The 23301-nt window shown below is 41.1% G+C and carries 28 protein-coding genes and 1 pseudogene; 27 read left to right on the top strand and 2 right to left on the bottom strand.

Going from position 1 to position 23301, the window contains the following annotated elements; genetic code table 11:
* Nucleotides 1-232 precede the first annotated feature (232 nt).
* The 8 genes and pseudogenes from K1I94_RS02300 to K1I94_RS02335 all read left to right on the top strand — a co-directional run bounded on the left by K1I94_RS02300 (nt 233) and on the right by K1I94_RS02335 (nt 4368).
* Nucleotides 233-979, top strand: coding sequence for a PoNe immunity protein domain-containing protein (locus tag K1I94_RS02300; RefSeq protein ID WP_223314276.1), 747 nt, complete (start codon nt 233-235; stop codon nt 977-979).
* Between the two features lie 118 nt (nt 980-1097).
* A complete protein-coding gene (locus K1I94_RS02305; RefSeq protein WP_223314277.1) occupies nt 1098-1706 on the top strand; it encodes a hypothetical protein in 609 nt (202 codons plus the stop codon).
* A gap of 6 nt (nt 1707-1712) precedes the next feature.
* Nucleotides 1713-1802 (top strand): annotated as a pseudogene (locus K1I94_RS02310) (DUF2185 domain-containing protein); the annotation flags it as partial.
* Between the two features lie 192 nt (nt 1803-1994).
* Nucleotides 1995-2150 carry a hypothetical protein gene (locus K1I94_RS02315; RefSeq protein ID WP_223314278.1) on the top strand — a complete coding sequence of 52 codons (156 nt, stop codon included), beginning with the start codon at nt 1995-1997 and terminating at the stop codon, nt 2148-2150.
* A gap of 54 nt (nt 2151-2204) precedes the next feature.
* Nucleotides 2205-2342 carry a hypothetical protein gene (locus K1I94_RS02320; protein WP_168955583.1) on the top strand — a complete coding sequence of 46 codons (138 nt, stop codon included), beginning with the start codon at nt 2205-2207 and terminating at the stop codon, nt 2340-2342.
* A 16-nt stretch (nt 2343-2358) separates the two neighbouring features.
* Nucleotides 2359-2913: an alanine acetyltransferase gene (locus K1I94_RS02325; RefSeq protein ID WP_125356859.1), complete on the top strand. Its 555-nt coding sequence runs from the start codon at nt 2359-2361 to the stop codon at nt 2911-2913.
* Between the two features lie 282 nt (nt 2914-3195).
* Nucleotides 3196-3624, top strand: a complete 429-nt coding sequence (locus K1I94_RS02330; protein ID WP_223314279.1) for a hypothetical protein — start codon at nt 3196-3198, stop codon at nt 3622-3624.
* Between the two features lie 84 nt (nt 3625-3708).
* Nucleotides 3709-4368: a DUF6572 domain-containing protein gene (locus K1I94_RS02335; RefSeq protein ID WP_223311537.1), complete on the top strand. Its 660-nt coding sequence runs from the start codon at nt 3709-3711 to the stop codon at nt 4366-4368.
* 43 nt (nt 4369-4411) lie between these two features.
* Here K1I94_RS02335 and pepT read toward each other — a convergent pair whose 3' ends face one another.
* On the bottom strand, nt 4412-5635 hold the full coding sequence (gene pepT / locus K1I94_RS02340) for a peptidase T (RefSeq protein WP_223314280.1): 1224 nt from the start codon (nt 5633-5635) through the stop codon (nt 4412-4414).
* Nucleotides 5636-5773: 138 nt separating this feature from the next.
* Between pepT and K1I94_RS02345 the strand changes: the two genes are divergently transcribed.
* From K1I94_RS02345 to K1I94_RS02375, 7 genes are all read left to right on the top strand, one after another.
* Nucleotides 5774-6544: an SDR family NAD(P)-dependent oxidoreductase gene (locus K1I94_RS02345; RefSeq protein ID WP_223314281.1), complete on the top strand. Its 771-nt coding sequence runs from the start codon at nt 5774-5776 to the stop codon at nt 6542-6544.
* Between the two features lie 2 nt (nt 6545-6546).
* Nucleotides 6547-7689: a glycosyltransferase gene (locus K1I94_RS02350; RefSeq protein WP_223314282.1), complete on the top strand. Its 1143-nt coding sequence runs from the start codon at nt 6547-6549 to the stop codon at nt 7687-7689.
* Nucleotides 7682-8329: a hypothetical protein gene (locus K1I94_RS02355; RefSeq protein ID WP_223314707.1), complete on the top strand. Its 648-nt coding sequence runs from the start codon at nt 7682-7684 to the stop codon at nt 8327-8329. The genes K1I94_RS02350 and K1I94_RS02355 overlap by 8 nt, the downstream gene beginning before the upstream one ends.
* Nucleotides 8298-9581: a glycosyltransferase gene (locus K1I94_RS02360; RefSeq protein WP_223314283.1), complete on the top strand. Its 1284-nt coding sequence runs from the start codon at nt 8298-8300 to the stop codon at nt 9579-9581. Before K1I94_RS02355 ends, K1I94_RS02360 begins: the two co-directional genes overlap by 32 nt.
* A 195-nt stretch (nt 9582-9776) precedes the next feature.
* Nucleotides 9777-10871 carry a ferrochelatase gene (gene hemH / locus K1I94_RS02365; protein ID WP_223314708.1) on the top strand — a complete coding sequence of 365 codons (1095 nt, stop codon included), beginning with the start codon at nt 9777-9779 and terminating at the stop codon, nt 10869-10871.
* A 50-nt stretch (nt 10872-10921) separates the two neighbouring features.
* On the top strand, nt 10922-11287 hold the full coding sequence (locus K1I94_RS02370) for a TIGR02328 family protein (protein ID WP_223314284.1): 366 nt from the start codon (nt 10922-10924) through the stop codon (nt 11285-11287).
* A 235-nt stretch (nt 11288-11522) separates the two neighbouring features.
* Nucleotides 11523-12098: an NADPH-dependent F420 reductase gene (locus K1I94_RS02375; RefSeq protein ID WP_223314285.1), complete on the top strand. Its 576-nt coding sequence runs from the start codon at nt 11523-11525 to the stop codon at nt 12096-12098.
* 82 nt (nt 12099-12180) lie between these two features.
* On the opposite strand, the gene K1I94_RS02380 is transcribed toward K1I94_RS02375, so the two are convergent.
* Nucleotides 12181-12996, bottom strand: coding sequence for a Cof-type HAD-IIB family hydrolase (locus K1I94_RS02380; RefSeq protein ID WP_223314286.1), 816 nt, complete (start codon nt 12994-12996; stop codon nt 12181-12183).
* A gap of 122 nt (nt 12997-13118) precedes the next feature.
* On the opposite strand from K1I94_RS02380, the gene lepA reads away from it, so the two are divergent.
* The 12 genes from lepA to K1I94_RS02440 all read left to right on the top strand — a co-directional run bounded on the left by lepA (nt 13119) and on the right by K1I94_RS02440 (nt 23286).
* Nucleotides 13119-14942: a translation elongation factor 4 gene (gene lepA / locus K1I94_RS02385; protein WP_223314287.1), complete on the top strand. Its 1824-nt coding sequence runs from the start codon at nt 13119-13121 to the stop codon at nt 14940-14942.
* Between the two features lie 103 nt (nt 14943-15045).
* The gene (locus K1I94_RS02390; RefSeq protein ID WP_223314288.1) at nt 15046-15540 is read left to right on the top strand and encodes a DUF3592 domain-containing protein; all 495 of its coding nucleotides are present in this window, start codon (nt 15046-15048) and stop codon (nt 15538-15540) included.
* A 439-nt stretch (nt 15541-15979) separates the two neighbouring features.
* Nucleotides 15980-16771 carry a nicotinamide riboside transporter PnuC gene (gene pnuC / locus K1I94_RS02395; RefSeq protein ID WP_002895303.1) on the top strand — a complete coding sequence of 264 codons (792 nt, stop codon included), beginning with the start codon at nt 15980-15982 and terminating at the stop codon, nt 16769-16771.
* A 103-nt stretch (nt 16772-16874) separates the two neighbouring features.
* On the top strand, nt 16875-17519 hold the full coding sequence (locus K1I94_RS02400) for a hypothetical protein (RefSeq protein ID WP_075202667.1): 645 nt from the start codon (nt 16875-16877) through the stop codon (nt 17517-17519).
* A gap of 167 nt (nt 17520-17686) precedes the next feature.
* Nucleotides 17687-18181 carry a YkgJ family cysteine cluster protein gene (locus K1I94_RS02405; RefSeq protein ID WP_048763203.1) on the top strand — a complete coding sequence of 165 codons (495 nt, stop codon included), beginning with the start codon at nt 17687-17689 and terminating at the stop codon, nt 18179-18181.
* Between the two features lie 197 nt (nt 18182-18378).
* Nucleotides 18379-19212 carry an AraC family transcriptional regulator gene (locus K1I94_RS02410; RefSeq protein ID WP_223314289.1) on the top strand — a complete coding sequence of 278 codons (834 nt, stop codon included), beginning with the start codon at nt 18379-18381 and terminating at the stop codon, nt 19210-19212.
* A 53-nt stretch (nt 19213-19265) separates the two neighbouring features.
* On the top strand, nt 19266-20192 hold the full coding sequence (locus K1I94_RS02415; protein WP_223314290.1) for a DNA repair protein RadC: 927 nt from the start codon (nt 19266-19268) through the stop codon (nt 20190-20192).
* A 190-nt stretch (nt 20193-20382) separates the two neighbouring features.
* The gene (locus K1I94_RS02420) at nt 20383-21087 is read left to right on the top strand and encodes a YjjG family noncanonical pyrimidine nucleotidase (RefSeq protein ID WP_317627920.1); all 705 of its coding nucleotides are present in this window, start codon (nt 20383-20385) and stop codon (nt 21085-21087) included.
* Nucleotides 21084-21911, top strand: a complete 828-nt coding sequence (locus tag K1I94_RS02425; protein ID WP_223314292.1) for a hypothetical protein — start codon at nt 21084-21086, stop codon at nt 21909-21911. Before K1I94_RS02420 ends, K1I94_RS02425 begins: the two co-directional genes overlap by 4 nt.
* A 128-nt stretch (nt 21912-22039) precedes the next feature.
* The gene (gene rpsP, locus K1I94_RS02430; protein ID WP_002895310.1) at nt 22040-22312 is read left to right on the top strand and encodes a 30S ribosomal protein S16; all 273 of its coding nucleotides are present in this window, start codon (nt 22040-22042) and stop codon (nt 22310-22312) included.
* Nucleotides 22313-22331: 19 nt separating this feature from the next.
* Complete coding sequence (gene kphA, locus K1I94_RS02435) at nt 22332-22571, top strand: RNA-binding protein KphA (protein WP_002895313.1); 240 nt, start codon at nt 22332-22334, stop codon at nt 22569-22571.
* Nucleotides 22572-22737: 166 nt separating this feature from the next.
* Nucleotides 22738-23286, top strand: a complete 549-nt coding sequence (locus K1I94_RS02440) for a putative immunity protein (protein ID WP_223314293.1) — start codon at nt 22738-22740, stop codon at nt 23284-23286.
* Nucleotides 23287-23301 lie beyond the last annotated feature (15 nt).

Genomic DNA, 23301 nt, shown 5'->3' on the forward strand with positions numbered 1-23301 from the left:
TCTAAGACCATCATTCGTTTTTGATTTTCACAACCCTATACTTATTTGATTGATATTGTGTTAAAATAAACGGAGAACAGTAGTATGATAAAGCAAGTTCAGAAGGAATTTCTCGAGGATCTTCAAAAACAACGTGAGGAAGAAAATCAGAATAATAATCAATAAGGCTGGGAATAAGTTGAAAATTCATTAACTTAAAAGAAAGCGCTATATGATTATAAGAGGATAAAACATGACTTTTAGAGATAAAATAACAACAAAAGAACGTGTGCTAAAATTAATTGATTTTAATAGAAAAACAATTAATGAAAAATGGCAAAAAATTAATAGTTTAATTAAGGATACGGAGGAAGGAGTTCAAAGATACAAGCTAACAAATGACAAAGTTATTGCAAATACAAAGAGTACAATTAAAGTATTAACTGAAAAAGTGCTAGTAGCTACCTATACAGCTGGTTATCCTATTGAAGATTTTAAGGAGGATTATATTAACTTTGTCAATAACCTTCTTCCAGTTTGGCAGAGCAATTCTGGCTATCTTCAAATGGTTCTGGTCCTTTCTATTGGGATTCTTTTGGAGATTAATGATGAGATTTTTGATCAGCTAGTTGATTTGGTCAAAAAGGATGATCCAGAGGATTATTTGATTGATTACTTGATTCAGTCTCGTCATCCAGATTGGAAGATTCGGATAAACTATAATTTTCCAAGACCTTATGGCTTTACTCGGAAAATTATTGAAGAAGAGAATGATGAACAGGCACTCAAACTGCTGAAAGAATATGTGACTAAGAAATGGTATCCAGGACATAGGGATACAGGTTGGTATGACCTGCATAAAGAGAATATTGATAATTATTATGGTTACTGGTCCTTTGAATCTGGCGCTCTCTGCAAAATCAAGGGCTTGGATTACAGGGAATTGGAAGGTGTTCCGTATTTCCCGTATGATTTGGTTGCTGAAGGAGCGAAAGACTAGTGTGTGCTAAGAGATATTTAAGTGATAGAATTAGTGGCTTACAGAAGTAATGGCTGTACCCTTTATAAAAACGAACAAACAAAATTAAAAACAACAGAAGAACGAGAAAGGTAATAAGATGTCCCAAGAGAAATATTTACAGATAAAAAAGGAGTATAGAATTCGTCTTGCTTTAGTGATTTTCCTTTTCATTTTATTTGCCGTACTAGATTGTATGCTAATAGTTAGTTCTTCCAGATTTATACCGCTTTTGGCAACAGCCATGGCATCTGTCATACCTGTCAATCATTTTCTGCTTGTTCCTTTTTGGCAACAGAAAAAAGCGATGGAAGAAGAGCATCCTGAATGGAAAGAACTTAGTACAAAAGGAGTAAAGGTACCTGCAGCAGAGGTTAGTAAAAGAACATTAGCAGGTATCGGTGAGACTTTAGTTTTGCTTTTCTCTTTTGTGTTGTTCTATAGACCTGTTGAGCAGCCGAAGATTAATTATAAAGAACTAAACGATGCACTTAAGGTTAATGAGGGAACATCTAGCTCATCAACATCTTCTATGTCTAATTCGTCAACGGCCATTGAAGAAAGTGCTAAAACGGAAAGCTCCAGTAGTGATAATAATAACTCTCATTACCATATCCCTGGAGCTGATGACGAAACGATTAGGAAAGTAGTTGATAAATCCTTGCAAGACTTGAAACAGCAAAATTCTGAAGAGCAGCCTACAGAATAGAAGTAGGTATGCTGGCTATATGAGGAGGGTGTTCATGTAGGATTTTATGATTTGGTGAGAGATAGAGAGACTACAATCGAGGAGATCGTTAATTGAGTATCATTTGTATCTCGACTAAGTCTTTATGATGTATTGTAAGGAACTTGTTTATACACTGTTAGTTGCAGGCAAGTTCCTGTTTTTAAATTAAATGATAATCTCCAAGGTCAGGACATGATAACAGGCGATCGTCTTTCAACAGAGGATCGAGTTTGGGCTGGGATAGATGCAGCTACGACTTTGACATAAATGGGCTCAATAGCTTATCTGACGAAGTTTGGCACATCGGGTCCAAACTTATTGAAGAATTTGGCAACGACAGGCAAATATGCAGATGACGTGAACGATGTATCTAAAGTTGTCTATGCAACTGCAACTGGTCAAGATCCGACCTCGGCGCTTTAGAACTTAGTGTTTGGACAAGATATGGGCTTTGGTTTCGGCAAGGCGAGCGATTATATGAATGCAAAGTTTGGTCGCAGTGGTACACCAGACTTAGAGGTATATTTGCCAGGTGGTCTCAATCAGATTGAAATGTTGATGGGGAGAGGAAAAATGAAACATTTAGAGATAATTGGAATTCGTAATATAGAATAGTGAAAGGATAGTTTATATGAGGTTTAAATATACTGACCAAAGTGTTAAATGGGAGAATAATGGAGAAACTATAGAAATTCACATAGAAAATATAATATTTGCAGACTTTGATAAAGATAAAAATGTTATTTTTATTGGAGTTGGAAAAAATTTTATTGCATCAGATTTTTATTATTACTCTATAGATGGGGTGTTAATACTCCAATATCATGGGTCGACTGACATTATTTCCTGGGGCTATAATAAAAAACATGAAATAGAGATTCCTAATAAAGAATCAGTCTCTTTCTACCCCAATCAAAAACTGATTTTAGTTATTTATAGAATCTCGTCTGAAGTGACTTCGGTTACTGAAATGAAAATATTGGATTTATATGGTAATCTCATTTATCAAGTTAAATCTCCTGAGGGTTATACTATGGTCTATGTCACAGATGTTCTTAGTAACCAAATAAAAGTTGTTTGCGATGCAGTTATTGAGGAGAATCGAGATTCCTACGGTCGTGATCGTTTTCATTTCCTATTAGATCTAGATACAGGAAAATGGACAAAACTGGGTTTAGCATACTAAAATCTAAACTAGGATTATCGAGTTCAGCTTTATAAAATTTACAATATTTTAATACTAGAGATTTGCCATATCCTTAGGGATATCAAGCATAAGGTAAAAAGTCAGTAAGCAGGGTTTTCATCTAGTTATGAGTTTAGAATGCTTGAAGAATTTGCCACAATTCGTTCGAGAGAAAGATGTCAAAAATGATCCTGAAAACATTGATGATTTGATTGCGGAAAGGGCTGAAGTTTAGAGTATTTTAATTTAACCAATAATAAAGGTATTTGAGTAGGTGCTTGCATGACAACAGAAATTCAGCAATACAAAAATTGTACGATATTAAAAAACAATAATGATTATCAGATTCTGTGGAGTAGAGGGAAAGAAGTGCTTAACTTTCCCATTAGTCAGGAATTAGCTGAACGTGTTTCAAAATCAGAAAAAGATTCTTTAGAAGTAATGTTTTATTGTGAACATCATCGTTGGCCAAAGAAAGATGAGTTAGAAGATTATAATCAATCGGATACGATTGTACATAGAGGTAATGGATTTATTGTATATGAGGGAGACAGCTATTACGAAATTAGCTTCTTTAAAGAAATTGGCGGAGCCATGGGTCCAGAAGTTCGCTATCCTATTTCTAAAGAACTGATGGATAAAGCATTTGAATCTTCTAGAGGAGCATATAAAGTTATGATTTATGCTGAAACAGGGCACTGGCCTTTATAGTAAGGTGGATTACATCATAAGAAAAGCAAAAAAATAGGGAATAAATAATCAGTGGATATTTGGTAAAAGGCAAAGGAGATAAGAATGGAAACAATTTATTTCAGCAAAAAAGACATGTTGGAAATCTGTCAAGATGGGGATAAGTATTTCTTGCGTTATCCAACTTTTAATATTACCATGCCAGAAGTAGTCCAAGAAATCCCCAAAGAAGCTGCCGAGAGCTATATGTCGGGAGAACATACTGGTAAAGTATTGATGAATTATGCGCAGTTTGGTTTTTGGAAATCTAAAAAGCAATTTACACAAGAAGAGTCGGACAAAATTTTTATACGAAATAATCCCGATTTAATTTTTAATGATTTATCTGATAATAAAAAAATATTTTCTCCTGAAGAATTTAGCCAAATCGTCACTCAAGCCATCTCTTCAGAACTCAAGCCAACTGAACTTGACGCCATTGGTACAGTTGATAATCATTTGGAGCTTCTTCTAGTGGATCCAGTTGACTGGCAGGAAGAAATAGAAGCAGTCCATCTGGAAATTTTGCAAGAAAAACTCAACAACTACATCTACTTCCTCGAAAGCAAGCAGTATGTGGAGAGATATGGCGATAGTTTTGACAAAAAAGTCATCCATATCACATTCCAGTATTCTCCATCGGATAATGGACTAGCCTTCTTAGCTGCTGCTCAGAAGGTATTACAGAATACAGATATGAGTTTGAAGATAGAATTACCAGAGTGAGAAAAAACCACAGAAATTCCTCATAAATTTCTGTGGTTTTCTTTTACTCTTGGTAGGTAACAATGCCGATGATGGTATCGACAGCGCGTTCCATGGTTTCTAGGCTGACATATTCGAAGCGGCCGTGCATGTTTTCGCCGCCGGCAAAGAGGTTAGGGGTCGGGATGCCCATAAAGGAAATTTTAGAGCCATCAGTTCCACCACGGATAGGCTCGATAATAGGCTGGATGTCCAGACTTTCCATGACTGCTTTGGCGATATGGATAGGTGTCATGTCCTTTTCAATGACCTGTTTCATGTTGTAATACTGGTCTTTGAGGGTCAAGATAACGCGTTCGTTGCCCAGCTCTTGGTTCATCTTATCAGCGATGGCCCGCATAGCAGCTTTGCGATTTTCAAAAGCCTCTGTCTCAAAGTCACGGACAATGTAGCTAGCTTGAGCTTCTTCGACAGTACCGGTCAGGTTCATCAGGTGGTAGAAGCCTTGGTAGCCCTCAGTTTTCTCTGGTCGGTCGGCTTCTGGCAGTTGGTTGTGGAAGTCAATAGCCAGCTGAAGAGCGTTAACCATCTGGTCTTTAGCAGTTCCCGGATGGACATTGCGGCCTTGGAAGGTCAGTTCTGCTCCAGCAGCGCTAAAGGTTTCGTACTGGAGTTCTCCTAGAGGGCCGCCGTCTACTGTGTAGGCAAAGTCCACATCGAAGTTCTCAGCATCAAACTCATCAGCCCCGATACCGATTTCCTCATCCGGTCCAAAGCCCACTCGGATTTCTCCATGCTTGATTTCTGGATGGGCAGACAGGTATTCGATAGCAGTCATGATTTCAGCAATACCTGACTTATCATCTGCTCCCAAAAGAGTGGTTCCGTCAGTCGTAATCAGAGTTTGGCCCTTGTATTTATGGAGACTGGCGAAGTCCGCAGGATCTAAGTTAAAGCCAGATTGTCCTAGCGGAATCACACCGCCATCATAATTCTCAATGACCTGCGGCTGGATGTTCTCTGCGTTGAAGTCTGCTGTATCCATGTGGGAAATAAAGCCAATCTTGCGGGTAAAGCTAGGGTCATTGGCTGGCAGAGTTCCAATTGCAAAGCCGTTGGGCAGGTAGTAGACATTTTCCAAGCCGACCCGCTTCATCTCAGGAATGAGGACATTGTTGGCAAAGTCCACCTGACTCTGGGTGCTGGGTGTAGTAGTAGATGTCTCGTCTGAGCGCGTGTTGACCTTGACATACGTCAGGAAACGCTCTAAAAGATTAGGATATTTCATAAATGCTCCTTTTTCATTTCATTTAAGTCTATTTTAGCATATTCAGGGGAGAGTGAGAAATGTTTTTCATCTCTTGTAGACAAAGGCAAAATCTAGCAATTAGTTTTATATCTTGTCAAAATCTGGTAAACTATATCTATGCAAATGGAAAAAACAATCAGCAAAGCTGTGATTTTGGGGGCTTCGGGAGGTATAGGTCGTCAGTTGGCTAGAGAACTGGCTCAAAGGACAGACCAGCTGGTCTTGGTTGGCAGAGATGAAGCGAAGCTCACTCAGTTGCAAGAGGACTTGTCTGGAGTTAGAGCTAAGCTTTCCTGCAGAGTTTTGGATTTGCTGGATGCGGCTGCGGTAGACGATTTTGCTCAGCAGCTAGAGGCAGATCTACTGATTAATTGCTGCGGTCTGGCTAATTTTGGTCCAGCGCTATCTCTTTCGGAAGCTGCTGAAAATGCCCTCTGGCAGGTCAATTACCAAGCACCGATTCGGCTGATCAAGCAAGTTGCGGAGCGCAATTGCAAGATAAGACTTGTCCAGCTTTCATCACTAGCGGCACTTTGTCCCCATCCTTATCTGGCAGCTTACAGCGCCAGTAAGGCCGCTTTGCAGACTTACTGTCTAGCCTTGCAAGAAGAGATGCGCCTCAAAGGCTCTGAAATGAGAGTTTGTCTTTATATACTGGGACCGGTTCGGACTGCCATCTTTCCTCCAGAGTTACAGAATGCTTTAGGTGGAAGTCAGTTGCAAATGAGCCCGAAGATAGCAGCACGACGCATCATCGGACTGCTCCAGCAAGGCCGTTCCTATGCTATAGTGGGCAAGAGATATCGACTACTGGCTTGGCTCATGAAGCTACTTCCGCAAAGATGGATTATCCGTTTGATTGGCGCTTATCTACGAAAGGGGCTTTGATCATGAAACTTATTTTTTTCTTGCTGGCTGCTGCCTATTTGCTTCTCTTTATCTTGCGTTGGCTCTTGTCTTTGGCTTATTTGAAAAAAGGGCAGAGCTCTTCATCAGACTTTCAAGAGGAGCTTTATACGGTGGTTCAGCCCATCCTATCTGGTGATCCTCGTTTGGAAAATGATTTATTAGCCAATCTCCAACAGACTGAAGCAGTTGAGTTTTACTGGCTGATTGATCAGTCTGACCCAGAGGCGCAGCGAGTGGCTGACAAGATTTGTCAAAATCCTTCTTATGCCCAGCGCATTCGCATTTTTCTCATGGAGGATGTCCCCCAGGGGATTAATCCTAAGAGTTATAAGATTGAGCAGATTATAGATGAGCTGACTCGACCTTATTTGATTGTTCTCGACGACGACAGCGTCATTGATTTTTCAAAAATGGGAGAATTGACAGCTCATCTAGGTGAGAATGTTATTTTGACCGGTATTCCCTATAATCAAGAGCGAAGTAATTCCTGGTCCAAGCTAGTGGCAGCTTTTGTCAATGGAAATTCTTTCATTACCTATTTTACCATGGCAGAAGTCAAAGCAAATCACTCGATTAATGGAATGTTCTACATCCTGCCACTTGAACTGGTTAGGGAGCAGAAGCTCTTCAGTGCTATTAAAGACTATCTATGTGATGATTTAGCTGTAGCAGATTTTCTGCGCAGCAAGGGAGTTGAGATTATCCAGACGCGGGTGACCTGTAATGTTCGGACCACTATCAAGGATGCCAAGCAATATCTGCTGCAAATGAAGCGTTGGCTGCTTTTTAGCTCTATCTATCTGAAGGAGCACTTGGACTGGAAGGTTATTATTTTAATTGTTCTGCCTAGTTTTCTGCCCTTTCCTACCTTGCTCATTAGTTTCTTTCTTGGCTGGCCTTTTGTGCTGCTGGCTTTGCTTTTGCTCTTAGTCAAGGCGGTTTGGATGCTGGCTTATCGTCGCCTTATCCTAACTACTCAACCGCATCCTGATGAAGTGTTCTACGAAGTCCTGAATGATTTACTCTTGCCTTGGCTTTTCCTCTATGTCTTGCTCAGTCCGCGGGTGATTAACTGGCGGGGAAGGAAGATTCGAGTGACGGATGGGAAAATCCGCTATGAGTAAGATGAAGCAGTACTTGGATAAGTTGGATGCTCTGTCGCCAGATCAAACCATGTTGAAATTTAGCAAGGTCTTGCTTTTTCTCAGTGGCAGCAGTCATTTGGAGAGTGCTAGTCTGACTGCAGGACAACTTAAGTTTCTTGAACAGATTTGTCCATCGGATTTCTCAGTAGTGCCTAGTAATTTTCCGTTTAACCAGAGATTTGAACATGAGCGACAAACCCAAGTTTCTTTGTTGACAGCTTCCATTTCCAATATCCGTTACTATTGGCATACTCTCTACAATTCTCGCTTTCAGGAGGCTTTGCAGCGACATTTGTCTCCTTTACTAGATGCTGAGGAGGCTGTCATTATCTGCAAGAGCTCGGGGCTCAATATGCTGACCCAGTGGCTGGAGGATTTGGTTGAGGAAAATCTGCCCTCCAGAATGAGAGTGATTGCGCTGGGGCCTGTTTCACGGAGACTCCTAAATCGTAAGGATATTGATTTGCTGGTCATCAAGGGCAGGAAGGATATTTACAGCAGACGTCTAGATGGCCATCTAGCTGATGTGATAGTGGATAGCAACCATTTTGATTATGAATACAGGGAAGATGTGAAAGGATTAGTTTATGACTGGATTAGAAAAAGTGATAAAGATTGATGTGATTAGTGTGCCATTTAGTGGACACCTGCTGCCTACTTTGACCTTAGTCAAGCCTCTGCTGACGGATCCGCGTTTTCGGATTCGGGTCATCACTGGCTGCCAAAAGAAAGATTTAGTAGAGGAAATCGGTTTTGACTGTCTAGCCCTCTTTCCAGAAAGACCGACAGTGATGGAAGACATCGCCAATACTCCGCAGCAAAGCAATCTTCTGATTGCTTATCAGCAGTTTCGAGCCAATTCTAGACTAATTCCCGAGGTTATAGACGAATTAAATCGAATTTGGCAGGAGGGCGGCAAACCGGATTTGGTCATAGCGGATTTTGTTGCTTCACCAGCAGGTCTGATTTCTGATCGCTTTGACATCCCCTGGATTACCACGATTCCGAGTCCGGTTGCGATTGAGTGCCGGACGACAACTCCGACCTATTTGGGGGGCTGGAAACCTCATCAGGGTGCCTTATACAAGTTCAGAGATGCCTTGGGCAGGCAAGTTATTCGCTGTGGAAAGAAAATGGCCTTTGCCTTGGTCCGGAAGAGTTTGGGAGACTATCAAGATTTTAAACTCTATCGGGAAGACGGCACAGAAGCTATTTATTCGCCTTACTCTATCTTGGCTTTGGGCATGAAAGAGCTGGAGTTTCGAGATGATTTTCCTAAGCATCTTCGCTGGGTTGGCTACAAATGCCTGTCCTTTGATCGTCTGCCTGAAGCACATGAGTCTTATTTTGAGACCGATAAGAAGCGGGTTTTAGTGACTTGCGGTACGCATTTGAAATGGGAGAAGGAGCGCATGGTGGAGCGGGCGAAAAAACTGAGCCAACTCTACCCAGATTACCTCTTTTACGTCACCTTGGGAGAAGCTAGTGGCTTGGGAAATGTTCCTCGCAAACTGGCGGAAAACCTGCTGCTCTTTGACTATCTGCCTTATACAGATATTCTGGATAAGATAGATTTTGCCATTCACCATGCGGGGACGGGTATCATGATGGCCTGTATTGAGCATGAGATTCCCAGTCTCATTTTGCCGCAGGATTATGATCAGTTTGACAATGCCGTTCGTGCTGAGCTAGCCCAAGTAGGGCTGGTAGCTCGTAGAAAGACCGATGCTGAAGTGCTGCGCATTTTTAAGGAATTGACAAATCGCCCGGACTGGTCTCAGTTGAAAACTCTTGCTCAGCAAAGCAAAGAATATCAGCCTACAGAAATTCTCTATCAAGAGCTGGGGCGGCTGCTTAAGGTTGATTTATAACTGGAAAACTCAACAAATCATTAAAGCATACTTCCAATATTAAAGTGTCTGAATTATTAAATTTTCCTATTCTTTTCAAGGAATAGGTTTTTTGGTCTATTCAAGTCTTTTTTAAGATGTTAAAATGAAAGTGATTACAAGAAAGTCGTTGGAAAGTCAACTTGGCTTTCTCGAAGTGACTGAAGAGGAAAGATGATGAAGAAAGCAATTCTAATGATGACTTTTGGCTCGCCAGAGGAGATTAGCTTTGAGGGAGTGGCTGAATTTTTTACCAACATTCGCCGCGGTGTCAGGCCGCAAGACCATGAAATTCAGACCCTCTATGATAACTATGTCCTCATTGGCGGAACGCCTCTGCAGCGTATCAGTCTAGAAGAGGTGGAAAAGGTCCGTCAGCGTTTATCTGGTGAGTATGCAGTTTATTTTGCCAATAAATTCTCACGTCCTTTTATCACAGATGTGATTGGGCAGATGGAAGAGGATGGTATTGAGGATTGTATCTGTTTGATTCTAGAGCCGCATTTTTCTTACTATTCTGTCATGGGCTATGAGAAGTTTATCCAGAGTGATTCCATCCGCTTTAATATCATTAAGGAATGGTATCAGGAAGAAGCTATTCTTGATTATTGGGCAGAGGAACTGAGAAAGATTCTTACAGAAGAGGTTGGAGAAGAGACCTTCAAGATTTTCTTTTCAGCCCACAGTGTGCCTATTCTGGCCTTGGATTTCGGAGATCCTTACATTGATCAGATCTATGACAATGCCCGTTTGATTGCTGAAAGGTTAGATCTGACAGAAGAGGATTATCTCAATGTTTGGCAGAGTGAGAGTGACATCGGACTCCCTTGGATCAAACCTGACGTGCTGGACTACATGCGTCAGCAAGAAACATATCCGCAGCATTATATTTTTGTGCCGATTAGCTTTATCAGTGAGCATATAGAGGTCCTTTTTGACAATGACGTGGAGTGCAAGGAACTTTGCGATGAACTGGGTGTTGCTTATCATAGACCGCCCATGCCCAATGCAGATGACCGTCTAATTGATGCCCTGATTCAAACTATCCGCCGCCATGAGAATGAACCCTTCAAAGAATGTTTTCCAGAAGAAGAGACCTTCGATGAATTACAGCCGTCGGAGGAGAGCAGCCAGATTCTTGCAGAGGATGAAGAGCTGAAAATGCCAGATTTCGTCAAGAAGCTGATTGAGAAAAAAGGGCGCGAGAATGTTAAGATGCCATATTTTGTCAAGAAAATGCTGGAGAAAGCAGGAAAACTGCCCAAGAGTTGATTGTTCATATTCGTTGATGATTTTATAAGATTTTCTAAAAGGAGAAAACCGTGAGACTTTGGCACCAAGATTTGATTGAAACACTTCCGCGCCAGCAGCTTTTAGGCCAGCACCGAGAGTGCGCAGCCTTACGTGGACGAGGGTGGGGAAAGCCGCATGCGACGGTCAACTATGTTTTTGAGCACAGTCCTTATTGCCTCTATGCTTATCATCTCTTGATTATGGAGGAGATGCAAAAGCGGGGCTATCAGCCGGATACCCTTTGGCTGGACAAGGACTACCGTGGCAAGACCTGTCCACCTTACCAGGAGTTGCAAGCTGAGGAGCTCGAACATCCCATTTATCCTGAGCATGATGCAGCCTATCTGCAAGAATGCCTGGAAAATCTCAAAGAGAAGGGGATAGATATTGTCTGATTTCCAAGTGCCAAGACGGCATAGTGTTAAGGTTATAGAACAACAAAAAGGAAGATATAGTGCTCTTCCTTTTTTATATGTTTTTTGTGATAAAATACCAGTGACTTTTAGGAACTAGAAATTTTTTTAAATTTCCGAGTTGTAATTATTGACATTACAATATCATGTGTTATAATTTTAGATGTAATAAATAACATTACAACAAAAGTTTGTAACTTAAAAGGAGGAATATAATATGTCAAACATTACAATTTTTGGACAAGGAAATATGGGACAAGCAATCGCAAGTGTATTCACTTCAGGTGGACATGAAGTTGATTTTGTAGGGAAAGAAGGTCTTACAAAACGTGCGGGTGATATTGTTGTATTGGCTGTTCCATACGCCGCAATTGCAAGCATTATTGAAGCTAATAAAGCAGCGCTCGCTGGAAAAATCTTAGTAGATATTTCTAACCCTGTAAACTTTGAGAATATGGATGAATTGCTTACACCAGCTGGGAGTTCGGCAGCAGAAGAAATTGCTAAGTTAATTCCTGAAGCTCGTGTGGTCAAAGCTTTTAACACAAATTTTGCGGCGACAATTGCTTCGAAACAAGTAGCAGGTAAAGAAAAAACGACTGTTCAATTGGCATCGGATGACCAAGAAGCAAAGAAAATTCTTGCTGGATTTATCCAAGAAGGTGGCTTAGATACGATTGATGCGGGCGAGCTCAAACGTGCCCGTGAGTTAGAGGCAATGGGTTTCTTACAAATAACACTTGCCGTACGTGAGAAAATCAACTGGACAGCTGGTTTTGCTGTTATTAAATAAAGAAAAAAATAGCCTCAAAGCAGGCTAATTCTTAGACTGAAAACAAAATCCTCAGAAGTTTCACTTCTGGGGATTTATACTTTTATGAGTTCAAAATAAACTTCTCGATAGCTGTAGCGACCCCATTTTCCTCGCAGCTGTCTGTGACGGCATCGGCTAGGCTTTTGACATGGTCTGAAGCATTTCCCATGGCAACACCGAGACCTGCATATTCCAGCATTTCGATGTCGTTGTTGGCATCACCGATTGCCATGATTTCCTGAGGATTGACGTCCAATTGTTTAGCCAATCGCTCTAGGGCAAAGGCTTTTGTCACACCGGACGGCATGGCCTCGTAAATGACCGGCTGGGAGCGAACACCGCTGAAACGCTGGCAGATTTCTTGGCCAAAGTCGGCTTCAAAAGCATCTACTTGCTCTTGGCTGCCTAAAAACATGGCTTGAAACATTCTGTGTTGACCGCTGCAAGCCTCTTCTAGGCTAATCTCGGTTGGAGTGGTGAATACTAAGCTAGCATCATTCACGACATAGGAACTGGCTTTTTCTCCGACAACGAAATAATGCTCTTCATCAAAGAGAGTCAGCTGGACAGGGCTATTTTCAGACAGGCTATAGAGATAGCGAATATCCTGACCGCTCAGTTCTTGCCAGTCCACCAGACTCCAGTCGCTGGTCTGATGTGTAGCGCAGCCATTGTCCACGATGACATATTCATTTTCTTGTGTAAGGCCCAGCTTGTCATAATAGGGCTTGACGCCAACCAAGGGACGGCCTGTGCAGAGAACCAATTTGACTCCTTTTTCAATAGCTCGGTGCAGAGCTTCGATGTGAGCCTGGGGAATTTCTTTTTTGCTGTTGAGCAAGGTGCCGTCCATATCAAGTGCAAGAATTTTAATCATAAAGTGTCTCCAAAATTATTCTGTGATAAGTATAGCATAATTTACAGAGAAAGTCCGAGTCTATAGGAAAAATTACTGGTCTTGTGTTATAATAAATAGAATACCCTAAAAGGATGAGAAAAATGAATTTAGAAGATTTGAAAAAACGTCAGGAGAAGATTCGCAATTTCTCCATCATTGCCCACATTGACCATGGGAAATCAACCTTAGCTGACCGGATTTTGGAGGCGACGGAGACAGTTTCCAGCCGGGAAATGCAGGCCCAACTCTTAGACAGCATGGACTTGGAGCGGGAGCGCGGTATCACCATTAAGCTCAATGCTATCGAGCTCAATTATACTGCCAAGGACGGCGTAACCTATATCTTCCACCTCATTGATACGCCGGGACACGTGGACTTTACCTATGAGGTATCGCGGTCGCTAGCGGCCTGTGAAGGGGCTGTTTTGGTAGTGGATGCGGCTCAGGGGATTGAGGCTCAGACCTTGGCAAATGTTTATCTAGCGCTGGACAATGACTTGGAAATTCTGCCAGTCATTAATAAGATCGACCTGCCAGCTGCGGACCCAGAGCGTGTGCGGGCAGAGATTGAAGACGTGATTGGTCTGGATGCTAGCGAAGCAGTACTGGCTTCTGCAAAGGCTGGTATCGGAATTGAAGAAATTTTAGAGCAGATTGTGGAAAAAGTTCCAGCTCCGACTGGAAATGTAGAAGCACCGCTCAAGGCCTTGATTTTTGACTCGGTCTATGACGCCTATCGTGGGGTAATCCTGCAAGTGCGGGTGATGGACGGCGTGGTCAAGCCGGGGGATACCATTCAGCTCATGAGTAATGGCAAGACTTTTGATGTAACAGAGGTTGGCATCTTTACGCCCAAGGCTATTGGACGTGATTTCTTAGCGACAGGGGATGTTGGCTATATCGCAGCTTCTATCAAGACGGTACAGGATACTCGGGTCGGGGATACAGTGACCTTGGCGGACAATCCAGCTGAAGAGCCACTGGCTGGCTACAAGCAGATGAATCCTATGGTTTTCGCTGGTCTCTATCCGATTGAGTCCAATAAATACAATGATCTGCGCGAGGCTCTAGAAAAGCTTCAGCTAAACGATGCCAGTCTGCAGTTTGAGCCGGAAACATCTCAGGCATTGGGATTTGGATTCCGCTGTGGTTTCTTAGGCTTGCTGCACATGGACGTCATTCAGGAGCGCTTGGAGCGTGAATTTAATATTGATCTGATCATGACGGCGCCATCCGTTATCTATAAGGTTAATCTGACAGATGGTGAAGCTATTGATGTCTCTAATCCAAGCGAGTTTCCAGACCCGACCAAGATTGATTCCATTGAAGAGCCTTATGTCAAGGCGCAGATTATGGTACCCCAGGAATTTGTCGGAGCGGTGATGGAGTTGGCTCAGCGTAAGCGCGGTGACTTTGTGACCATGGACTATATCGATGATAATCGGGTCAATGTCATCTATCAAATCCCACTTGCAGAAATCGTCTTTGACTTCTTTGACAAGCTCAAGTCCTCTACTCGTGGCTATGCTAGCTTTGACTATGAAATTTCTGAGTATCGCTCGTCCAAGCTGGTGAAGATGGATATTCTCCTCAATGGCGATAAGGTTGATGCTCTCAGCTTTATCGTTCACAAGGAATTTGCCTATGAGCGTGGTAAGCTGATTGTAGACAAGCTCAAGAAAATCATTCCTCGTCAGCAGTTTGAAGTACCCATTCAGGCAGCCATCGGACAGAAAATCGTGGCTCGGACAGACATCAAGGCCCTGCGTAAGAATGTCTTGGCCAAGTGTTATGGTGGTGATGTTTCTCGGAAGCGGAAACTCCTTGAAAAACAAAAAGCTGGTAAAAAACGGATGAAAGCTATCGGCTCTGTCGAAGTTCCCCAAGAAGCCTTCCTCAGTGTCCTGAGTATGGATGAGGAATAAAGTCCGTTGGACTTTATTCGCCTGATTCCTGGATTATAAAGGCGAAGGAAATTTCAGTCGATATTATTTACCCGAGTGAGGAAATAGGAGAGAGAGGCAAATTTTGGATAAATCGATTATCTTGATAATAGCTATAAGTTTCTTTATTGGTCTTACAAATTTAGTTTTATACCTATTCTATCGACGGGAGAAGAATATTCAGAAAAAATGTACTTCTAAAATTTCAGGTCTAGTAGTTGATTATGATAGCCGTAATGAAATGGCTATCCCTTTGCCCATTGTAGAATATCTCGTGAATGGGGAAACATACAGAAAAAAATTTGAATATGCTTATTATATAGAAACATCCAGGAATAAAGAGCAAAAAGATGTCTTTGACAGGAAATATATTCTTAGCGCTGGAAAGAATTTACAGTTGAGAGAAATATTCCCAAAAGGTTCAGCCATGATGGTTTATTATAATCCTGAGAAGCCTGAAAAAGCCTTCGTAGAACGTTATGTAGGCCTTGGTAGAATCTTTAAGTTGCTAATAATAATCTTTTCCATTATTGGTTTTGTTCTTACCGCAATAGTTCTAGGAATTTCCTATTTGAGTTGATACTTATTTGAGACTAGTTTGCTCATTATTCTACATTTTCAGCTATGAAATGCCCTAATCTCAAAAATGTTTTCTAACCTTCCTGATGGTCTTGAACGACTTATCTCTTGTTACTTATAGTCTAATGAAAATTATAGCAATCATAAATCGTCAAATTTTAATGATGCATTTATTATGTTTCACAAAAAGATAGTAACAAATCAAAAAACGTTCGACTAATATCAAATCTAAGTAAGAAGGCTTACAAAAATTTGTAGGTCTTTTCTTGAAATCCGAACGTTAGGAAATATTTTTTGGATTTTACTTGACATTTTTTGAAATAGGAATATGATAAAATGTGAACACTGTATAAGACAAATCTTGTGCGTGTTCGAAAATAATAGAGCGTTGCATCCGTAAGTCAATTTGACACGGCTCTTAAAAAACAAAAGGAGAAAGAATGAATACTTATATCCAAAAGAAAATCGCAAACATGAAGCTGACGCTTTCTGAAATGTCTGGTGGCTACAAACGAATGGTGACTAGCATGAAGAAGCTCGGCTTTTCTGGTACCTTGAAACTTATTTGGGACGATTTGTTTGCTCATCGCAGTCTAGGTCAATGGGTTTATCTCTTGATTCTAGGGAGTTTTCCGCTCTGGCTGGAGCTGATATATGAACATCGCATCGTGGATTGGACGGGGATGATTTGCAGTCTAACCGGGATTATCTGTGTGATCTTCGTTTCAGAAGGGCGGGCTAGCAATTATCTCTTTGGTTTGATCAATTCTGTGATTTACTTGATTTTGGCTTTGCAGAAAGGCTTCTATGGCGAGGTCCTGACGACTCTTTACTTTACCATCATGCAGCCAATTGGACTCTTGGTGTGGATTTATCAAGGTCAGTTTAAAAAAGAAAAGCAAGAGTTTGTTGCTCGTAAGCTAGATGCCAAAGGATGGACAAAATATCTATCACTCAGTGTGCTTTGGTGGTTGGTCTTTGGCTTGATTTATCAGTCTGTGGGGGCTAATCGTCCTTATAGAGATTCAATCACAGATGCGACAAATGGTGTAGGGCAAATCCTGATGACAGCTGTTTATCGCGAACAGTGGATTTTCTGGGCAGCGACCAATATTTTTTCTATCTACCTTTGGTGGGGTGAAAGTCTTCAGATTCAAGGGAAATATTTGATCTATTTAATCAACAGCTTGGTCGGATGGTACCAGTGGAATAAGGCTGCTAAGAAAGCATAGTCCTATAAACGAAAAGCAATCAGATGTGACAATGTCTCTCTTTCCTTTCGTCCTAAAAATATGGTAAACTAGTATTAGTAAAATTTATTAGATTTAGGAAGGAATGACCATGAAAAAGAAGTACTTTCTGCTCTCCCTGACAATCTTAGCCGGTCTCTCCCTGTCCTCTTGCAGCCTTATCAAGAGCTATAGCAGTCGGAAACCATCTGATTCTTCCAGTCGGGTTTCCCTGAGAGATGACAGCGATACAAGTAGTAGCAGTCGTAGAGAAAAAGATTCGTCAAAGACTACTGGTACGCAGCGGGTTGGCTCTGATGATTATGGCTATATTAGTATTCCTGATAATTGGATTAAGTTCACAGACGTAGATGGTGGCGACAGCGTCCAGTATACGGATGGAAGTGGCTATAACATTGTCACGATGAACGCTTATACAAAAGAAAAAGCTAACATTGGAGAAGGTGAAGAATTCAACGCTGAAACCATTGCCCAACGTATTGCCTACCATTGGAAGGATAATAAGGAAGTTGATGATTTTTGGGGAGCAAAGAGTACCGTAGCTGGAAATGAAGCCTTTCAGATTAATGTTGTTTTAAAATCCACTCAAAACCTAACGGTTTGGGTCTTCAAACAAGGCGATAAGGTCTATATGATGTCCTTTGAAGGTGATGAAGACACTCTGTATGAATTTATCCCCTATATCGAAGATACATGGAGCGTCAGCAAGGACGGTGGAAAAAGTATTTAGCGATGGCATTTGATGATAGATCTCTAAGTTTATAAAAAGCAAATCTGGGACTCGTTCTCAGATTTTTTTATGAGATGAAAAAGCTAATATTCTTTTAGTTTGATAAGATTTAAGAATCCTCATTTTATGATATAATAAAAGCAATTTGAATACAGAAAGAAAAATATATGACTCAAGAAATCGACCTTGAAAAGTACCATCAGCTAGCCCTGCAAAAGCAGAAAGAGCACCGAAAGTTTTTGGCTAACTTGAAGAAAAAGCCACCAAAGAACCTTGATAAGATTGCCCAGCAAATCCATGATGAGGTCTTTGAGGAGATTGACTGTACAGCCTGTGCCAATTGCTGTAAGACGTTGGGACCAGATTTTAAGGAAGCCGATATTGTCCGTATTGCTAAGTATTTCAAGATGAAGCTGCCGGCTTTTGAAGAGGAATTTCTGCAGGTAGACGAAGACGGTGACAAGGTTTTCAAGGCTATGCCTTGTCCTTTTTTAGGTGGAGACAATCTCTGCTCAATCTACGATGTCCGTCCAAAGGCTTGCAGAGAATTTCCCCATACAGACCGCAAGAAGATTCATCAGATTAATCATCTAACAATCAAAAATACCCTGACCTGTCCTGCGGCTTATCTCTTTGTGGAGAAGCTGCGGGATAGGTTGTAGAATCCCCCTCTAAATCTTGTACAAAAATTCTAGGGTGGAAGTATCTTAGATCTGTTAGACTATAGTTAGAATTGAACATGGCCTAAAAGTTGTGTGAAAAAGATGAAATTTTCTCGGAGCAGGAGCCCCTCTATCAATTTTCCAATTTTCACTTTGCTTTTAACGGCCTTAGTATCTTTTGTGAGGTGAAAAAGAATATGATGCATCAATTCAATCGAACCATGGAATATCTGGAAAGTAAGCTGGACGCAGAAGTGGATTTGCAGAAATTCCAGCAGCTATCAGGTTATTCTTATTCTCTCTTTAGCAGACTCTTTTCTATCCTAGCAGATATGACTTTGGCGGAATACTTGCGCAATCGCAGGCTGTCAGAAGCTGTGACAGACTTGCAGGAAAGCTCTGAGAAAGTCATTGACATAGCGATGAAATACGGCTATGAGTCTGCGGATGCCTTTAGCGCAGCCTTCAAGAAATTCCATGGTGCGACTCCCTCAGAAGTTCGAAATGGAAAGCCTTATCGCGTCTTTCCTAGACTTCAATTATCCTTAAAGATTACAGGAGGAAAGAACATGGATATCAAGATTCAAAAGAAACCTGCTTTTACCGTAGTAGGCGTCCTATTGGAAGCAATTGACAATAGCCAGTGTCCGTCTGCCTGGGAGCAGCTCTATGCTAATCACAGTATTGAAAGCCTAGAAAGTCTGGGCAGTGGCCAATCCTTTGGTGTCTGCTCGGATGTCAAAGAAGGCGAAATCATCAACTATATGGCTGCCTATGATGTGACGGATAAAGCTAAAGCAGAAGAACTAGGTCTGTCCATCAAAGAAATCCCGGAAGCTGAATATGCCATCGTGCCAGTCAAGGGAGCTATACCAGCCAGCATCCACCATGCTTGGAAATACGTCTTAGAAGTCTTTTTCCCAGAAACAGGTTATCGCCACTCAGGAGCACCAGATTTTGAAGTCTACACCGAAGGCGACATGTCGTCACCAGGCTATCAAATGGAACTCTGGATTCCAGTGGTGAAATAAAATGGTAATTGCAAGTCATTTTTTAGGCGTTGATTACAGAGGAGGATGATGCTATGCTGATGTATTTTGGGGACGTTCCTCTTTGTTATACATATTCACTTGCGATGGCGCTTCATTCGTATGGTTATGATGTTCGCCCTGAGTTTTTGGAAACCATTATGTTAATGGGAAATGGCGCTAGTATTGTAAAGGAAGATGAAAAACACCCCTTAGTCTTCTTTGATAATGGGATGCCAGATAGTTCTATCAGCCATTCTTTAAACATTCTGGGTTTTACATATGATGAATACTATATAAAGGATTCAAATGCGGTGAATCTTCTCTCTATCAGAGAAATCTTAAGCAAGTTCTTGCTCAGCGGGCCTCTTGTTCTTGGCCCTTTGGACATGGGTTATCTCACTTATAATCCCAATCATATCCATTTGTATGGGGTGGACCATTTTGTTTCAGTTTATGATCTAGATGATGAGTTTATCTATTTCCATGATCCAGCAGGCTTTGCTTGTATGAAAATGAGTTTGTCAGAATTTGCGAATGCTTGGGAAGCTAAAAACATTGACTATAAAAGAGGTTCTTTCTCCATGTGGGGAAACTTTAAAAAAATCTACTCTCCTACTTCCAAAGAGATTTACCAGAAAACATCTATGTTGATGAAGCAACAATATGAAGATGGCGAGGAGAATGTGATCGAAAGATATGCTAAGTCGGTAGCGGACAATGGCTTGAATGAAGAACAAAAACATCTTCATCAATACTTTAGTTTCAAATTAGCTTCTATCAGAAATCTATACATGAGCAACTTCTTAAAAGACCACGATACGGTCAGATCTGAACTAAAAGAAAATTTAGCAAAATTGTTCGGCCAAGCTCATCTATGTTGTATCAAGGAAGATTACCAGAAACTATCAGAAGTCTTGTTTGATATTGCAGCACTAGATTATAAATTTAGAGATTTGTGTATTCACTATAAAGAAGAGTAGAAAAAGTGGGAAAAATGAAGATGCTGTTTGGAAATGCAGCTGAATCAAAACAAGAGCCACCAAACTATCAAATGAGAGTCTGGATACCAGTGGTGAAATAGATCAGAAACCAGCCCTTCATTTTTGAGGGGCTGGTTTTTGTAGCTTGTGGTATAATGAAGCTACTACAGTTACAGAAAGGATTTCTACCTTGTCATACAAATTTCTACTTTTCGACCTTGACCATACGCTGCTGGATTTTGATACGGCAGAAGACATCGCCTTAACTCATTTTTTGGAGGAGCAGGGCGTAACGGAGATTCAGACTTACAAAGACTATTATATTCCTATGAACAAGGGGCTTTGGCGGGAACTGGAGCAGGGGGAAATCACCAAGCCTGAGCTAGTCAATACTCGCTTTTCTCGCCTTTTTGATCATTTTGGCATAGAGAAGGATGGAGCCGAGTTGGCCTTTCTCTATCAGCAGCATATTGCTCAGCAAGGCCAGACATACGCTGGTGCTAGCGAGTTGTTGGATAGTCTAACTGCAGCTGATTATGAGATTTATGGAGCGACCAATGGTATCACGGCTATTCAGACTGGCCGCATGGCCCATTCCGACATTGCGCCCTATTTTAACCATATTTTCATCTCGGAGCAGATGGGAACTCAGAAGCCCGAAGCTTTGTTTTATGAAAAAATAGCAGAGCAGATACCAGATTTTGACCTGTCTCAGACTTTGATGATTGGAGACTCCTTGACAGCTGATATTGCTGGCGCTAATAATGCTGGATTGGACTCTATCTGGTACAATCCCAAGCAGCTAGAAAATCAAAGTCCTTTTCAACCGACCTATACCGCCTATTCTTATGACGACATTATCAGACTCTTGGTTCCATATGGAGACTGCAAATGAAAAAAACAGTTGCTTTATTTTCACTTCTTGCAAGTTTGTTGCTACTGACAGCCTGTTATGCTAAGAAAGAAGAAGTCGACGAAAGCATACGAACGACGAAGGCCCTTTTTAAAAAGCTCCCTTTTCAGCCTGTCAAGGTTAGTTCTGATGGTAGTTATCATTACGAGGGTGGTGGGGCGACAATTGATTTGTATTTCACCGAGGAAGATATCCAAAAATATCCTATTCTAAAATACCACCCAGATCGAAAGGGCAGTAAAATAGAATTTTATGAGATATTTTACGGAGAGAGAACAGCAGATCAGTTGCTGGATTGTTTGGTAGACCAAGAAATAACTAGCTTAATTGATGAGATTGAGGGCGAAATGGAAGATGACATGACAGCTGAATACCAGCAAAAATCAGGATTTGACAGAGCTCAATTTCAGACTATAAGCGTTTCGTCCTCTAAAAAAGTTGATGATTCAGACAGCCTAAATAAATATCTTATGCTATATAGTAAGTTTTTAGTCGAATTCAGGAAGAATCCAGAAAATCATGATAAGCTAAAAGAGATTGTCCAAAAGATGGATAAAGCTGGTCTTTTAAAATGGTCTTTCGAATTTCATTCAGACCAAGTATTGGATGAGAAAAATATATCTGAAGATGAAGCAGAAAGTAGGTTCTATAGTAGTCGTAGTGGAGACACAGAATATTATGCACCAGAGACCATTAATAAGTATATTGATTTAGGTACTTTTCCTAAAGACGCTTCAGTCAAATTGTATTTTAAAAAATATGAAAACCTTTCTGAACAGATAGTTTTAAACAACCAAAAAGACTAATCTAAAAAACTTTTAACTCTGTCAAGAAAAAAACTTGACAGCTTTTTTTATTCTGTTATAATAGAACATGTGCTTAATAGCTCTGCTATTTCACCAAAAGAAAAAAATAAAGAAAAGAGACCTTAATAATGGCAGTAAAAATCCGTTTGACTCGTATGGGTTCTAAGAAAAAACCTTTCTACCGTATCAATGTTGCAGACTCACGTTCACCTCGTGACGGTCGTTTCATCGAAACAGTTGGTACTTACAACCCGCTTGTAGCTGAAAACCAAGTGACTTTGAAAGAAGACCGTATCCTTGAGTGGTTGGGTAATGGTGCACAACCTTCTGATACTGTACGCAATATCCTTTCAAAAGAAGGCGTATTGAAGAAATTCCACGATTCAAAATACTCTAAATAATAGAAGCGTAGGTTGACATATGGACACGATTGAAAATCTAATTATTGCGATAGTGAAACCTTTGATTTCACAGCCAGATGCCTTAACTATCAAGATTGAGGATACACCTGAATTTTTAGAATATCACCTAGATCTTGATCAGAGTGATGTTGGACGTGTAATCGGTCGTAAAGGTCGTACTATCTCCGCTATAAGGACGATTGTTTACTCTGTCCCAACTGAATACAAAAAAGTTCGCATCGTTATTGATGAGAAATAAGAAGAACGGGACCGGTGTGTCCCGTTTTTTTCTATTTCTCTTAGCGAGCTGAGTACGCGGCTCTCAAGTGAGCTTAGAGAAATTGATGCAGTTCGATCGTATGCGAGAACTACGTACATTTGCTTCTTCAACGAGGAAAGCGAGAAGCGTGGAAAACGGAGGAAATATGAAGTCAGAAGATTATGCTTGGAATGTCCATGAACGAGAGTGTTATGAGAATGGACAAGTGAGTCTGCCCAGCCCTTACAAGCTAAAGATTCTTGATGACAGACAGAAAAGATTGGAACTGGAACAAATCTTGGTCCAGCTTCCTCAAAAGCAGCTTGCCCAATGGGCAATGCAGCATGCCACTCGCTTTATAGCTCTGATAGATATTGGTGACGATCTAAAAAAACAGCAAATCTTGACTCAAGTTCAGGAAGTGTTTGAGGCGCGACTTGTGGGAAATGTTTCTGCCTATGAGCTGAGGAAGGCTGGTTTCTTGGCTCAGAAGCTATCTCAGCAAGCCAAATCACCAGTCAGCAAGTATGCCGCTCGTGTCTTTGCCCAAGCGGTTGCAACAGCCCATATGCGAGGTCATGCCATTGTCTCGGCGGATTATGCTGTCAAAGTTCTAAATCTGCAGAGTCCAGATGATATGCAAGCAGTTGTCAGGGAAAGAAAGCAACAGATAGAACTGGCCAAAGAATCGCAGAAAAGTATAAATGAAATCTAGAGTGGAGGCGATAGG

The organism is Streptococcus sanguinis (assembly GCF_019929145.1).
Classification (GTDB): Bacteria; Bacillota; Bacilli; order Lactobacillales; family Streptococcaceae; genus Streptococcus; species Streptococcus sanguinis_U.